This window comes from Mesorhizobium sp. M4A.F.Ca.ET.050.02.1.1 (genome assembly GCF_003997725.1).
Lineage (GTDB): Bacteria > Pseudomonadota > Alphaproteobacteria > Rhizobiales > Rhizobiaceae > Mesorhizobium.
Window position 1 is genome coordinate 1 of sequence record NZ_RZSG01000065.1, and the last position, 14956, is coordinate 14956.

The window sequence follows — 14956 nt, forward strand, 5'->3', positions numbered from 1 at the left end:
CGCGAATACTTCCCAGTCCGCCAATGACCAAGGTGATGCCCCGACCGTTTTCAGTTGGCCCGGGAACAACTCGATGGTCGTGACAAGCGCCTTGAAATTGCCCGGCGTGACGACGGATCCTTCAGGGATTGGGCTGGTGAACACGACGTACCCATCCGGATAGAAGTGGCCCACCGGCTTTGCCGCCTGCATTGCATCGCGCACACTGTTCTTCGCGCCTACCGCCTGCTGATAGGCGTTCGTGTACTCTTTCCACTCGCCGGAAGCAGACAACCGCATCCAGGTTCCGTTGGCCTCACCGCGGATCGGCAGCCGGCTGGTCTTCACCTCCACGACTGAAGCGGAATCCGCCGTGGCGATTACGCAATCGATTTGACGACCTTCGAGTTCGATATTGGCGAGAACGATCGACGGGATCTTTTTCTCTTCGAGCCATGAAACTATAGATGACAAGAATTTTCGCTCCGACTCATGCTCGATCGGCGCGCCAATGCAAATCTTTGTTTTGGTGGATTTCGTAGTCATCAGAAAATCATAGCAGAGGGCAAAATGTCACGAAGCGGAAGGCTTGCCCTTGAGGCCCACTCCGCTCGATATCTATTAAAGTGAACGAAACTTCAATTGATTCGCTCGGGGGCGAGTAAACACATGGCCGACGTGGTTGAAGGAGAGTCGGCAGTCCCGCCTGCAACGGCATCGCCACCCCTGTCCACCGAACTTGTATCGATCGACGCCCAGTGCGTTGGCAACCGGTGGGCCGCGAATGATGGAACGAGCCTTGCAAAGCTGATCGCAATCATTGCAATGGGCCAAGCGGCCTATGCCGCCTACATTCTCAGGGAACTCCTTCCGGCCGCCCCGGCCTTTTCCGACGCTGACTTGCGTCAAGAAGCACGGGTCAGGATGACGGTTCAGGACGATGTCAAAACGCCGCGAACCGGTTATCCCCGGTGGCAGCGCGACGGTTTCATCTTTGAAGCGATCTCCTGGATCGCCGCGCGGCAAGTCTATGGAAAAGACGTGCTGCTGAAAGACCCGCATGTAAGCGCCACGTCTCAAGGCCTGGACGGCCTGATGATCGAGCTGGCCGACGACAAATCAAAAGTCGTGATGACGACGATTTTCGAGGACAAATGCACTGACGATCCCAGGGGCACGTTTCTCCAGAAAGTCATTCCTGCGTTCCTCGACCGTCACAAGAACAAACGTTCTGCCGAGCTCGTCGCCACCGCATCCGCTCTGTTGCGGATGAGTGGCATCAATGAAGGTGCTTCCGCCAAGCTGGCGGCAAACGTCATGGATCGTACGCAGCGACGTTATCGCGCAGCCTTCGCGCTGCCGAAGGATCAAGACAGCCAGGCCGAGCGGCAGAAACTCTTCAAGGGATACGACGCACTCGACGGCCTTAGTCAGGATCGCCGCATCGGCGCCAGCTTGATTGTCGAAGGAAAGGTCCGCGACTGGTTTGATAGCCTTGCAGCACAGGCGGTCGCCTATCTCGACGAGCTAGAGACGGAGGTTGCCTGATGTTCGATTCCGCCACGGCTCAGCTGCTCCGGTCGGCGCCCCCGGTTCCGGGCCTCGATCCGCAGAACATCCCGGCGTTGCTGACGAGGCACTATGCGAACCTGGTGTCGGCGCGATTGAGCGGCACAGGCGACGCAGCCAGCGATGGTGAAAGCGAATGGACGCTTGAACGCATCTCCGACACTTATGAACTAGTCACATCGCTCCAGACCGAGGGCTCCATACGCAGGGCGGCCGCATTCGTGGCAGGAACAGCCCAGCAAATCCTCGCACGAAAGCAAGCGGCCGAACCCGATGGTCCCGCCGTCGTCTCCAATATTGACAGGGACCGCCTCGATCCGACGATCGCCGCCGCCCTGCTGTTTCTTGCCGCAGAACAATATGCCGACGCCCACGAAGCGGCCTCGCACATCTTTCCTCGTCGTGATGGTCAAAGTTACGAGGCGACCATTCTGTCCGAGAATGTCGCCGATCTGGCTCGCGGCCAACTCGACCGAATCTACGAGCGTGCGTCACGATGGCGGGCAAGGCGTCGAGAGATTGGCCTGGAAGAGCAAGCGCTCGCAGCACTCCTTGAGGCTCTCATTGTCGGCATCGAGATGCTTGCCGCGCGCTTCCTCGGACTACCAACACCGCAACCCGCCATTGGACGTTTCGATACGGCGCGCGCCGCCTTCGAACGCGTGCTGCAGCTCTCGGCCGTCTTCGACGATCAATACGGCGATGTGCTCGGTGGCAATATACTCAACACCTACGCAGGACCGCATCACCTCGCGTCGCTCCTGATCGCGGCTCAGGGTGGTATCGCCAGCGCCGCACTCGCGGACCTTCCCCCTCCCGGCGGAGCCGACGCAAAATTTTGGGGGAGATGGATCCGCGCGCGAGCAAATGCTTTCCCGTTCCTCTGGCCGAACCACCGCGAGGCTGTCGCGCAAGGTTTCCACGAGACCGGTAAGTCGGCTGTTGTTGTCCTTCCCACCGGAGCAGGCAAGACGACCGTCTCTTCACTGAAGCTGGCGGGCGCTCTCGCCCGAGGCAAAAAGGTCGTGTTTCTCGCGCCGACGCATGCTCTTGTTGAGCAGCTCACCGGCGATCTGCAGGAGATCTTCCCGCAAGAACTCCTTGGCTCGGTCGTCTCCAGCGACTTCGATTTGCTCTTCGGGCTGGACGCGCAGCTCCGGGAGATCGAGGTGATGACGCCGGAGCGTTGCCTCGCGATGCTCTCGTTTGCGCCCGAAGCGTTCTCCGATGTGGGACTTCTGATCTTCGACGAATGCCATCTCTTGAGCCCTCAGTCAGGGAAGATTCGGCGTGCGCTCGACGGCATGCTCTGCGTCCTCGCATTCAATCACATCGCTCCCGACGCGGATCTGCTCTTCTTGTCGGCGATGCTCAAGAACGGTCCCGAATTCGCCGACTGGATCTATCAGCTCACCGGACGCGACTGCGTGTGCGTTGACCTCTTGTGGAAGCCGAGCCGGCAAGCACGCGGCGTGGTGATCTACAAAAACGGAGAGCTGGAAGACGCGAAGAAGGCCGCGATGGCCGCCCAGCTCGCTGAAAACACGAAAAAGGCGAAGAAGGCCAAGGGGCTTCGCATCGTCGCGGAACGGCAACTCGTCGCGCACCCATGGGCCATCTGGGGGCTGCAACATAATTGGCTGCGCGAGAAGCGTGCTCACTGCATCATGACGCAGGTGCTCGACGCTTCCGTCGCGCTCGCCGGCGATATCAAATATGGTCCGCTCCGGCTAAAGCCGAATGCCAATCACGTCGCCGCCAAGTTGGCCATCTCCGCCACTCGGAGCGGTCTGAAATCAATCGTGTTCGTAAACACGAAGAACGACGCGGTCACGGTCGCGGGCGAGATATCAGACGAACTGAACGAGAAAATCGACGTCACCGAGGCCGAGCAGGAGCGCTGGGACGCGCTCGAGGCCGAACTCGGCGGCCTCAAGCATTCCTTGCTCCCTCGACCCGCCATCGCCGTGCCGCATAACTCGGCCATGCTTCGGCTCGAGCGCGATCTTGCCGAGCGCATGTTCAAACGGGCCAACGGCGCGAAGGTCATCGTCGCAACGCCGACACTCGCCCAGGGCCTCAACCTTCCTGCCCAGCTTGCGATCCTGGCTGGCGACAAGCGCGCCGACGCTGAACAAAAAGGGCGCGCCGACCTCGAAGCGCATGAGATTCTGAACGCTGCCGCCCGAGCCGGTCGAGCAGGTCATCTCGCTAATGGCGTCGTGCTGCTGATTCCCGAACCAATCATCAGCTTCTCCGAAGGTGAACCCTTGGGATGGAAGGTTATCGAAAAGCTGAAGTCTGTTCTGCCCGAAGACGATCGCTGCGTCGTGATCTCCGATCCGCTCGAGATCGTGCTAGACAGGCTCATGCAGGGTCAAACGGTCGATGCCGATGTCCGCTATGTCGTAAATCGAATGGCGGCGCTTCGCGAAGCGGAAGGAGCGGCGGAGCCCAACGTCCTATTCGATCTTCGAAAGTCGTTCGGGGCGTTTGCCGCGCAAAAGCGGCATGCCGAAGCGGAATTTGAGGCCAAGATCACCGATCTAAAGAAGGCGATCGCGCTGGATGCGCCGGGAGAGATTGATAACACGATCGCGGAACTCGCCTCTCAAAGCGGGTTGTCGATGAACCTGCTGCTCCGGCTGCGACAGCGAATTGCCGACGGCGCCGGAAAGTTGCCCACCACGATAGAGAATTGGCTTATCTGGACGATCGATTGGCTGACGGCCGACGACGATGCGCGCGACTCGCTGCTGGGTAGCGTAAGCCGGTCGCTCATGGGATCATGCGGTCGAAAGCGCGACACGAAACTCACCGCCGAGGAGTTGACGCTTGTGCTCCCCGGCCTCGTCGCATGGATCAGCGGCAAGCCGCTCTGCGAGGTCGAGCGCGTATTGGGCGGAGACCCCGATTCCGACGACGACACGCAGAAGATGTGTCCGAGGGCGCGTGAGCTTGTCGGAACTGTCGTGCCTCGGGGCCTCTCGTTCATCATAGGATTGGTGTCGCACGTCGTCGAGGAGGTCGACCCATTTGACCAACAGGAAGAGCTCGATCGACAAGTTATCGAATGTCTTGGCCCGGCCGTGCGCAAGGGGTACGACACGCCAGAGAAGGTCTTTCTCTCCAACAATACGCCCGCTGTGCTCAGCCGGGTTCAGCTTCACGCGCTGGCATTAAGGCAAACGGACTTGGAGCAGCGGCTAGCAGACTGACATCCTTGAACGGCTTCAAGTGTGTTCTTTATCCGCTGCGCAGCGGTGCTGGCGGGCGGACTCGTCGGAACGCGGCGCGTTCTGGAATTGCCGCGCAAGCAAATTTGGCTGCGCAGCCGGAATACTGCGGATAAGCTGTCCAGCATCAATATTGAGGGAGGCAAAGATGGCTGAGAAAATAAAACCGCTGAAGATCGCAGTCTTGGCGTGGGGATCACTGATCTGGGATGACCGGTGGCCTGCTTTCGACGACCAGCACGGAGAATGGCTTGAAGACGGCCCGGTTCTGCCGCTCGAATTTTCCCGCGTTTCCAAGACACGCAAAGGAGCACTGACGCTCGTCATCGATCCGGATAACGGTAGCGATTGCAAAGTCAGATATGCCATGAGCCGGCGAAAGAACCCTGCCGACGCGATCGCCGACCTGCGTGACCGTGAGGGCACGATCATGGACCACATGGGATTTTACTTCTCGCAAGAGCCAGACCGAAAGTGCGTGCCGGCAGTACCGGATGCCATTGCCGCGTGGGCCAACAGCAAAAAGTTTGACGTCGTCGTCTGGGCCGGCATGCCCTCTAACTTTCCCGACAAGAATGCCGTGAAAAAGGGGGAAGCGTTTTCGATCAATGCCGCGGTCGCGCACCTGCAAATGATCACGCCTGAAGGCAAGGCGGCTGCGGCCACCTATGTGTGGCGCGCTCCGGAACTGGTCGTCACCAAGCTACGTACAAGGCTGCAGGCAGAGCCTTGGTTTCCGCCGTCGAAGGTCGGGGCATAGCGCGGCGCCCGGCGCTGGTGCCACTACCAGCGGCCTTTCCAGCGGCGATAGCAGTCGACCAACTGCTGGCGAATTTGCGCCGCGACACTCCAGGTGCGGGCAAGCAAGCCCGGGCGCTGGGGGATATGTTTGGCGGCATCGTGGCGATCGCGCGCCTGCACGGCCGCGATGACTTCTGACGCCATGCCCGGCGCCCACGAAACCCGGTTGCCGTTTATCCAGTAATGCGACTGGCAGGGAAAGCTCCAGTTGCCCACGGACGGGGTCAGGGACACCTTCCCATCCTTTTCAGAAAAACGCCACTTCGCCGGATTCAGCGGCGTCACGACCTCACGCCCGCACCCGCAGCAGCAAAGATGCGAGGCGGTTGAATAGCGGCGGGAAATATAGATGACGCCCTCCTCCAACTCATCGGGTATGAACTCGACGAAGGAGGGCGTCAGGCGGTTTGTTCCGCTCATGCGGCACTCTCGTGCACGAACTCGCCGGAGCCGATGGAATAGCCGGTGTAAAAATGCGGCCGGGCTTGCCTGTAGATGCCGAAGTGCTGTTTCCAGGCCATCACTGCGATAACTGCGTTCAGCGAATTCAGCTCCGCGATCTGGATGTTCGTAGCGTACTCGTTCGCCCCGCCATCGTCGTCCGCATAGGAAATATGCGGCGCGGCGGCGTCCCTCGTGTCAGGGGTGCTTGTCGTCAGCCGGACGATCCCTCCGAGCTGGCCGTCGTGGAGAACGACGCCCATCCCGACTTCGGCAAACGGCGTGCCGTTGGCGATAAGCCGGTCTATGACGACCCGTTTCACCGGACCCCGGTCGATGCAGACGAACACGAAGTCGAGGCCATCAAGGAGCCCGACGTTCTTTTCATCGAGGTAGACGTCATGGGCGACGATACCTTTGTGCATGTTCGAATACAGGGCCGCGAAATAGGCCACCTTCTGCGGCCTGATTTCGAGGTCTTCGAGCGAGGGGGCGCCCGGCGCGCGGAAGGCGTTGTGCTGGGAGAACACATCGCCATCGAAGATATGGATCTGCTCCGCAGCCGTTTTCGTCACGAGGTCCAAGACATAGGCGGCAGTGCCGCCCATACCGAGGATACCGACTTTCTGGCCCGCAACCTTGCCGTTCACCGCCCCGATGCCGGCGCGGCTGGTGGCGGTGTCGACATACTTGAACACGCACGATTCGTCGTGGGCCGGGATTGCCGGATAGGTGCGGGCTGTCGCGAGAGAATCGACCTTGGCCGCTTCGCCGGCGATGCGGCCGATATAGGTCGTCATCTTGTGATGGTAGTCGCGGTAATCCGCCTTGGCGGAAAACGTATGATCCGCCTTGACCCCGTCCCCGAAATCCTGGGGCGCTGAAGGGTTCTGGATCGCCGTGATCTTTCTGCCGTCACTGTGGCAGGGGTGCTCCCCGGTCCAGTAGGCGACATGATCAGTGGGCTTCACGGTCTTGTCGCCGGACAGCTCGAGTTTCGAGATCAGGATGCCGAGACGGACGGTTCCCGACGAATCGACATACGGAACGTTCCTGACGAGCAGGTAGCCGCCCCGTATGTCGAGGTCGTAACCCTCGTTCTGCATCCGGAGAAGGTCTGGACTAAGAGCGATTGGTCGACGTGACATCGAATTCCATCCCTTCCTTGATTTTCACCGACTGGCCCTCGACCAGCGTGCCCGACGGCTTGTGGCCGTGACCGCGGGTGTACTGGACGGTGTACTGGATGCCGTCGCCGGTCGGGGGATTATCGAAAGCCAGAGCAACGACCTCTTCAAAGGTCAGCTCTTCTTTCTTCGGGAGCGTCTTTTTGCGGCCGTTGACGATGATGGTCACCGTCTGCTGGCGCTCTTCGCGGTTGAGGTCATTCATCGGTACATATCTTTCTGGCGCGTCGCGCCGTTAGAGGAGGATTGCGATTTCGCAATCAATTCGATACTATAATCTTGTGGATGAAATTGCAAGTTCGCAATTGATTTAATTTTCGCAATTGGAGATACGATGACCGACCACTTCGACAGCGAAGCCTTCTACGCGGCGCTCAACGCCGCGCGTCTTGGTCGCCAGATGACGTGGAAGGAGGTCGCCGAGGAGGCAGGGGTTAACGCATCGACCCTGTCCAGGATCGGACAGGGTGCCAAGCCTGACGTCAACGGATTAGCGGCCCTACTGACATGGTCGAATCTTAAGGCCGAGATGTTTATCCCGCGCGCAGGTCAGCAAGAAGCTGAACCGATCGCGCGTATCACCGCCTTGCTGCGCGCCGATCCGAAGCTGTCCGGGGATAAGGCGAAGCTCATGGAGGATATCGTCATCAGTACCTACAAGAAGCTGCGGGATGATTGACATTGAAGTTCAGGCACGGATTTAAGGCAGAGGCCAAACGTATCGCCGCCCGGGTCCGGGAAAAGGTCGGTCTGACGCCGATCTGTCCTATCGAACCGGTCCAAGTCTGCGCCCGCTTTGACATCCGTCTGCTCAAGCTGAGCGAGGTCGAGCCGGACTCCCCTTTTCTGCATGGTGAAAACCGGAAGTTCTTCTCGGCGGTGACCGTGCCGCGTGGCGGCCAGACAGCCATTCTGCACAACGACAAGCACCATGAGCACCGGCAGCGCAGCAACATCTGCCATGAACTCGCGCACTGCTTTCTCGGCCACGGCTTCACACCGCCGCTGACGATCGACGGCGAACGGACGCACGACCGCGGTATCGAGGCCGAAGCAGACTTCCTCGCCGGTGTGTTGCTGCTGACGGACGAGGGCGCGATGCATGTGCTGCGCCGGAGGCTTACGGATGAAGCGCAACATCTCTACGGCGTGAGCGAGCAGATGCTGCAGCTTCGGCTGAACATGAGCGGCGCCTACATCCGCATGCGCCGCGCCGCCGTTTATTCGTAGCAGGTTCAGGTTCTGATCGGTATTTCCACGACGGGCCGCAGCGGCTCCAGCTGGGTTGCGTACTTGCGTACAACCTGGTCGTAGAAATCCGCAATGCCTTTTGCCCGCACTGTCACGGCCAGAGCATAGGGCAGCTTTTCAGCGGGCGTAAAGTTCCGGCCTTCGAGCCGAGAATTGTAGTGGATGTCAAAGCACGGATTGCGCAGGCTCGCCCCCCGGAAGGCTCGGCGGGCGTGCAGGCAGTTTTCCCATTTCCAAGCATCGCGCCGCAACTCCTCTTCCTCCCCGCCCGAACGGATGCTGGAGAAGAAGCTTTTTGAATCGGGGTGAAGCTGGTCGTCCGCCTTGAACTTGCCGTCATGCGGCCGGAACGTCACCTCCAGCCCGGCTCTCGTGTAGTTGCCAGGGTGGTGCGGATCAGTCATGCATTTGTAGGCGAGCGTCGCCATGATCTCGGCGTTGCCGGCAATGCCGCCGTCCGGCAGCGGGATCGGGGCTCGAATGTATTTGGTCGGCGAAATGTCGCCCTGGTAGATAACGCGGATCGTGTCGTCGTCGCACACTACTATGTCTTCCAGCGTGCGCGCGACGCGTCCCCAGCCGACCTCCCGGTAAGGGTGCTCCGAATCCTCGGTCGAGTGCACAAGCAGGGCCCGGACCGCAAGGAGCCCGATGCTGCCGCCGAAATGGGCCTTGATCCCGGCCCCCAGCCGCAATGTGCTGGGCGCCGCAAAGGAAGTCCCGCCGGTTGCTTCAAGGCCCGGCTTGCTGCTGCCGCTGATGACGAGGAACGGCCTTTGCAGCGATCCGCCGAACTCGACGAGATCGGGTTTCATAAGCCCGGGGCTCCTGCCCGGCCCGACTGAACTGTAGGGAGCACGCGCCCATTTTTCGCCGGGCGAGTCGGCCGCACCGACCGCAAGAGCGTTCACGCAGTCGGACGGGACCTGCACGCGGTTAAGACTCAGTTCTTCGTCGCCTTCACCATTGTTGCCGACAGCCACCGCGGCAAGGGTATCGGAACGGGCGAAGCGCTCGTCGAGTACAGCGGTCCAGGCGTGGACATCGTCATCCTCGATGGTGAGAGACGGTCCGATGCTCAGATTCACAAAGTCGTAGTGCTTGCGGTCGAGCACGTTCTTGATGCGCCCGAGCACTTCATAAAGTTCATGCAGGTTCTGGCTGGGATCACCATCAAGGACGCGGTAGTGATCGACATTCGCGTAGGGTTGCGGCAGCGGCTGCGAGGGGTCGATCGCGCCGAAAAGAAACGCAGACGTCACCCCCGTCCCGTGCACGAGGAATTCATTGATCGGAGCGCCCGTGCCAGCTATCTCGCGCGCCTGTGCCCATTTCCCAAGCGGATGGGATTTCGGCAGACCGCCATCGAAGATGACGGCGGCAATGGAAGGATCGACTGCGGCCTCAGGCGGCAACGAGATCGAAGCCGACGGGATGGCAGACGTACGGATGGCGGGCTGCAGGACGCGCAGCTCCGGCATCTGCCGGACCGCGCGGACAATCGAGAACTGCGCGATCGGCTCTGCCAGCGCAGCCGGGGCCTCGACTTCGACGAAGCACAGACCTCCGGCATAGAACCGGTGGTCAAGGCTCGCTTCAACACCAAGGCCCGCAAGGTATCGCCGAAACGCGGGCAGCATGGCCTGCTCGCCCTGAAGGCCTTCGGTATGGAGCACAACTTCGAACACAGTGTTGCCGCGTTTTGGCAGCGTACCTTTGATCTTGTCGTCAACGCTCTGTGCTTCGATCGCTTCGAGCGTCATCAGGTCCTTGGCGACCTGCGTGCCTTCGACGACCCTTCCCAGCGACGCCTGCCAGTTCGCAAAATCCTCTTTGCTCCCCATGACGAAGAGCTCGGTCGTCAGGGCCTCCTCCGGTGGGCGCCCTTTTGAGCGCTGGGCCGGCGTAATCCGGCGCGGCTTGCTGCCGACCGGCGTCAGGCCAGTCTGACGGAACAGCTCTGTTGGAAAATAGGACTTGGCGATGAACTCCGGATTGAGGACGACAGCCGCAACGGCCTGACCCTGCGGGCACGCTTCATCAGGAAGTGACCTGATCTCCTTCACCGTGTCGGCCAGCATCGGTGCAAGGCGGCTGCGCGCCTGCGCAAACGTATACGGCGTCGCCTTGGGGCCGCCGCCGGACCGCACAACGACGGTCTGGGTCAGTCTTTCGCCCTTCCCGAGAAGAAAGTTCGTCTTAGCCATCGTGACCTCGGCCATTGCTCTTCACAGGCTTTTTCTTCGTCCGCGCGCGGATCGTCTCTCGGGCAACGCCGGTTACCTCGTGCGCCGCGCGTTGCGACAGCACGCCCGAATTCACTAGTTCGGCCGCGATGGCGATACGGTCCGCCTTGCTGCCCGCTTGTCCATTGAGAAGCCCTATAAGGTGTTCGTCGAGCGGCTCGCCGGAGAGCGCCGCCTTCCGGCGTACCGCACGAAGTTCGCGATCGATGTCGCTGAACGACTGCCCTTCCAGCGCAATCGTCAAAATCTGTGCCCAGTTCTGCGCATGCCCGCTGATGGGAGCGAGCGCATCCGCAAGGTAGGCGTGAATAGCTTCACGATCCGGAATCGGAAAATCGAGCGTGGTGTCGAAACGCCGCCAGATCGCAGGGTCGAGCAGGTCGGGGTGATTGGTCGCAGCGACCAGCAACCCACGCGACGGCCAGTCGTCGATCTGCTGGATCAGGACAGTGACAAGTCTTTTAAGTTCGCCAATTTCCCCGCGGTCGTCACGACGCTTGGCGATCGCGTCGAGCTCATCAAGCAGCAGCACGCAGTCGAGCGTCTTTGCATAGTCGAGAACGTGTCGCAAATTGGTACCGGTGCGGCCGAGATAGCTGCTCATGACAGCCGCAAGATCGAGGATCAGAAGGGGCCGATTCAGTTCGCGGGCGAGCCACCGTGCTGCCAAGGTCTTGCCGACGCCGGGGGCACCGGTGAACAGGACCGTATGTGCAGGCTCCAGCCCTGCTTTCTGCAGGTTTTCAATGCCCTTGCGCTCGGCCACAAGCGTATCGAGAACGCCTTTGACGGCGCTCGAATAGACCGGCTCATGGTCGAGAACCGAATGCTCCTCGATTCGCAATAGGTGAAAACGGGTGTCACCATCGACAGGGAGGACAGCATCGGTTTGGCGGCGAAGCGGCGAAGCCCGTGTCGGCGCCTCGCGCAATAGATCGGCAAGAGATCGCGCCATGGCTGGCGCATTATCGCGATACCCCTTCGCAAAGCGATGCAGCAGGGTCATTACATCCTGCGGGCGACCCGAAAGCGCCACCCGCGCCAGATGCACCATGTCTTTTTCAAGTTTGTTGTCGACAGCTGACACCGAAAACCTTCCTCATTGAGGCCGGGCCCGATTGTAAGTCCTGGTGGACGATTTTTCAATGGAAAAAACTTTGACTCTTCCACAAAATCGCCAATATGCTGTTTAATATACGTTTTTATGCGGAAGACTGCATGCGTGTGGCTTTGGCTGAACCATCTGCTGAAAGCATTTTGGCAAACAGCCTCAAGCGTTCGAGAAGGGCGGCGGAATCGAATGGCGACTCATCATAGAAGTTTGGCCCGATAGCGGACAGTCGGCTGGCGGCCCCGTTCATGCCACTGCTGATGATCACCGTAACTGCAGAATGGGCAGGCCTATTGAGGTCAAAACACGGAACGCCCTCTCAACATTCGCCATTTGTGCCTCGAAAGTCGCATAAAGGGCATTGTCGAATTTCTCGCCTTACGTCGTCTAACCAGGCGCCTCAATTCAATCCGATCATGAAGCGCCTCAACAGCGGTCGGGGTCAACCAAGTTCGACCGACTGGAATGACGACTTCCACAGCCATCCCCATCTCTGAAGCGTTGCCACCCCAAATTGATCGGCGTTCACCGGCCCCCATTGCGCGCGCTCATTTTGTCGCTATGATAAAAAGCGCCATAGATGGAATTGGTATGAAAAAAAACTTCACAACCGACATTGCGACCACCAAGGATGTCGCCGACGTAGCCAGCCTGCTCAGTTGGGCCTTCGGTTTCAGCAAGGCGCGGTCGCACGAATACATCGCCAATATCGGGATCGAGACGCTGCGGCTCATGCGCGGCGAGGGCGGCCGTCCGGTCGTGTGCGCGGGTCTGCTTCAGACGGCGCATATCTTCCACGGCAAGGCCGTGCAGGCGGCAAACATCGTGCATGTGGCGATCGCGCCGGAGCGGCGCGGCCAGGGCATTGCCGTGCCTTTTGTCGATGCTCTCTGCGATGAGGCGAGGAGCAAGGGCGCCGCGATAGCCACGCTGTTTGCCTCGACGCGGCCGGTCTACCGCAAGGCCGGTTTCGAGCTTGCCGGACACGAAATCGTCTATGAGGCGGCAACAGCGGCACTGCCTTCGTCGAGCCGGCTCGCCTTCGATCGCGTCGAGCTCGACGATCCGCGCATGGCCCGCGCCTATGACGCCAAGACGCGTGGCGAATCGGGCTTGCTCGCACGCGCCGCCGCCCACTGGAACGAGTTGCGGCGGGCCCCGACCGATGCGCTCGCAGCCTATCTTGCTGAAGGCGAGGTCGCCTATCTGATACTCGACATGGGCGACAAAACCTGCCTGGTGGTACGGGACTGGTTTGCCGCGTCGCCCGAGGCGGCGCAAGGCTTGCTTTCCTTTCTTGCCCGCTTTCGCTCGGTCTATCCTGCGGTGCGCTGGCATGGCGCCCCGCAGGACGATCTGTTGGCGGCGATGCCGGACAAGGGCTGGCGGCTTGCGCGCCAGGAGGAATGGCTGTTGCGAGTGCTCCATCCAGCGACGGCGCTGCGCCAGCGCGGCTACCATGTCGACCAGGCAAAACTCGCGCTGCGCATCGGCGATGCAGCGCTCGAGATCGAAATTCGGCAAGGCGTCGCCGCGGTGCGCGAGGGGGGTGATGCATCCGGCCCGGCCGTGCGCGTGGACCCGCCGGCCTTCGTCCAGCTCTTCACAGGCTTCCGCAGCGGCTCGAAACTGGCGCAGTATGGGCTCGTTGCCGGCGACTCGGCTGACATACGACGCTGTGACCAGCTGTTTGCCGGACCGCCGCCCTGGGTGGCGGAGCATTTTTGAGCATGGATTTGGACAGGATCGTGCTCGAACCGGGAATCTTTTGAGGGGTCTGCATGACACACGCGCTGATAGCCTCGCTGAGAGCAGCGGCGGGCGATATGACGCCGGCGCTGGCGCGCGTCGCCGAGACGGTGCTGGCGCAGCCCGACGCCACCTTGCGCCAGAGCATCACCGAGCTTGCCGAGACATCCGGATCGTCCGAGGCGAGCGTCATGCGCTTCTGCCGCGACCAGGGCTTTTCCGGTTTTCAGGACTTCAAGCTGGCGCTGGCGAAGGAACTCGCGACCGACGAGCGGGCGAGGGACAACGGCCTGCCTTCCGACGACATCCAGCGGCTGGTGGAGACCGCGATCACCTCGCTGCGCGAAACCGAGCAGCTCATCGTCCGGGAAGATATCGCCACCGCCTCGCGCAAGCTGCTGGGCGCGACAACGGTCGAGTGTTTCGGCATCGCCGCCTCCGCCGTCACGGCGCAGTATCTCGCCTACAAGATGACCCGCATCGGCAAATTCAGCCGCACGCTCGGCGACGCGCATCTGGCCGTGATGGCGGCGGGAACCGCGCAGCCGGGAACGGTGCAGGTGGTGATTTCGAGTTCCGGCTCGACGATTGATGCCGTGCGCGTGGCAGAGCTTGCCCGTTCCAAGGGCGCCTTTGTCATCGGTATCTCGAACCGCTCGAAGAGCCCACTGATTGCCGTCTGCGACCTGGCTTTGATCGCATCCTGGCCGGAGACGCCGCTCACGGGCGGCGCCTTCCCCTCGAAGATCAGCCAGTTGCTCATCGTCGATGCGCTGGTGGCCGAGATGACCAGACAGGATCCGAAGCGGCTGGTCGAGCTCAGCCGCACGGCGGAGGTCGTGAGTGACCGCAGCTTCTGATTTGCCTGTGCTCGCCATCGATATTGGCGGCACCAAGATCGCGACAGCCGAAGTGAGTGGCCGCAGGATCGCAAACCGCCGCCAGGCGCCGACGCCACGCACCGGCAAAGGCGACCATCTGATCGCGGCCATTGCCGGGCTTGCGCCGAAAAGTGGTTTTGGCGCGGTCGCCGTCGCTACCACCGGCATCGTGCGCGACGGCGCGCTGACGGCGCTGAACCCCGAAACCCTGCCGATCGAGGACGGCTATCCGATTGCCTCGGCGATCGAGCGCGCTTTCGGCATGCCGCCGCTTGTCGTTAATGACGCCCAGGCCGCCGCCTGGGCCGAATTCACCATTGGCGCCGGCAAGGGATTTCGCAACTTCGCCTTCTTCACCGTTTCGACCGGCATCGGCTGCGGGCTGGTGATAGATGGCCGGCTGGAAAGCGGCGCCACCGGGCTTGCCGGCCATGTCGGACATACGCGCTCCGCACCCGGCGGCATCCTGTGCGGCTGCGGCCGGCGTGGCTGCCTGGAGACGGTC

14 protein-coding genes are annotated in these 14956 nt (G+C 61.1%); 8 read left to right on the forward strand and 6 right to left on the reverse strand.

Annotation, left to right across the window (positions count from 1 at the left end; translation table 11 throughout):
* Positions 1-525 (reverse strand): nuclease-related domain-containing protein (locus EOA33_RS07770; RefSeq protein ID WP_145989088.1); only part of this gene is annotated, 525 nt, incomplete at its 3' end.
* A 123-nt stretch (positions 526-648) separates the two neighbouring features.
* Here EOA33_RS07770 and EOA33_RS07775 point away from each other — a divergent pair.
* From EOA33_RS07775 to EOA33_RS07785, 3 genes are all read left to right on the forward strand, one after another.
* Positions 649-1527 (forward strand): hypothetical protein, encoded by an 879-nt coding sequence (locus EOA33_RS07775; RefSeq protein WP_210212558.1) that lies wholly within the window; start codon positions 649-651, stop codon positions 1525-1527.
* Entirely contained in the window at positions 1527-4766 is a 3240-nt protein-coding gene (locus EOA33_RS07780; protein WP_127405366.1) for a DEAD/DEAH box helicase, read from the forward strand. The genes EOA33_RS07775 and EOA33_RS07780 overlap by 1 nt, the downstream gene beginning before the upstream one ends.
* Before the next feature lie 166 nt (positions 4767-4932).
* A complete protein-coding gene (locus EOA33_RS07785) occupies positions 4933-5544 on the forward strand; it encodes a hypothetical protein (protein ID WP_127405367.1) in 612 nt (203 codons plus the stop codon).
* A gap of 23 nt (positions 5545-5567) precedes the next feature.
* On the opposite strand, the gene EOA33_RS07790 is transcribed toward EOA33_RS07785, so the two are convergent.
* From EOA33_RS07790 to EOA33_RS07800, 3 genes are read right to left on the reverse strand one after another with little or no spacing between them, the layout of a single operon-like run.
* Positions 5568-6005, reverse strand: coding sequence for a DUF6527 family protein (locus EOA33_RS07790; RefSeq protein WP_190234225.1), 438 nt, complete (start codon positions 6003-6005; stop codon positions 5568-5570).
* Positions 6002-7174, reverse strand: a complete 1173-nt coding sequence (locus EOA33_RS07795) for a ThiF family adenylyltransferase (RefSeq protein WP_127405368.1) — start codon at positions 7172-7174, stop codon at positions 6002-6004. Before EOA33_RS07795 ends, EOA33_RS07790 begins: the two co-directional genes overlap by 4 nt.
* A complete protein-coding gene (locus EOA33_RS07800; protein ID WP_127405369.1) occupies positions 7149-7418 on the reverse strand; it encodes a multiubiquitin domain-containing protein in 270 nt (89 codons plus the stop codon). Before EOA33_RS07800 ends, EOA33_RS07795 begins: the two co-directional genes overlap by 26 nt.
* Before the next feature lie 129 nt (positions 7419-7547).
* Here EOA33_RS07800 and EOA33_RS07805 point away from each other — a divergent pair, with 129 nt between their 5' ends.
* On the forward strand, positions 7548-7892 hold the full coding sequence (locus EOA33_RS07805; protein WP_127308823.1) for a helix-turn-helix domain-containing protein: 345 nt from the start codon (positions 7548-7550) through the stop codon (positions 7890-7892).
* Between the two features lie 2 nt (positions 7893-7894).
* Positions 7895-8443 (forward strand): ImmA/IrrE family metallo-endopeptidase, encoded by a 549-nt coding sequence (locus EOA33_RS07810; protein ID WP_165349803.1) that lies wholly within the window; start codon positions 7895-7897, stop codon positions 8441-8443.
* A gap of 5 nt (positions 8444-8448) precedes the next feature.
* Here EOA33_RS07810 and EOA33_RS07815 read toward each other — a convergent pair whose 3' ends face one another.
* Positions 8449-10686 carry a S8 family peptidase gene (locus EOA33_RS07815; RefSeq protein WP_245482269.1) on the reverse strand — a complete coding sequence of 746 codons (2238 nt, stop codon included), beginning with the start codon at positions 10684-10686 and terminating at the stop codon, positions 8449-8451.
* Positions 10664-11797 (reverse strand): ATP-binding protein, encoded by a 1134-nt coding sequence (locus EOA33_RS07820; protein ID WP_245454766.1) that lies wholly within the window; start codon positions 11795-11797, stop codon positions 10664-10666. Before EOA33_RS07820 ends, EOA33_RS07815 begins: the two co-directional genes overlap by 23 nt.
* Before the next feature lie 615 nt (positions 11798-12412).
* Here EOA33_RS07820 and EOA33_RS07825 point away from each other — a divergent pair.
* The 3 genes from EOA33_RS07825 to EOA33_RS07835 all read left to right on the forward strand — a co-directional run.
* Positions 12413-13549 (forward strand): GNAT family N-acetyltransferase, encoded by a 1137-nt coding sequence (locus EOA33_RS07825; protein ID WP_127405371.1) that lies wholly within the window; start codon positions 12413-12415, stop codon positions 13547-13549.
* 53 nt (positions 13550-13602) lie between these two features.
* Positions 13603-14430 carry a MurR/RpiR family transcriptional regulator gene (locus EOA33_RS07830; protein WP_127405372.1) on the forward strand — a complete coding sequence of 276 codons (828 nt, stop codon included), beginning with the start codon at positions 13603-13605 and terminating at the stop codon, positions 14428-14430.
* Positions 14414-14956 (forward strand): ROK family protein (locus tag EOA33_RS07835; protein ID WP_127405373.1); only part of this gene is annotated, 543 nt, incomplete at its 3' end. The genes EOA33_RS07830 and EOA33_RS07835, both read left to right, overlap by 17 nt.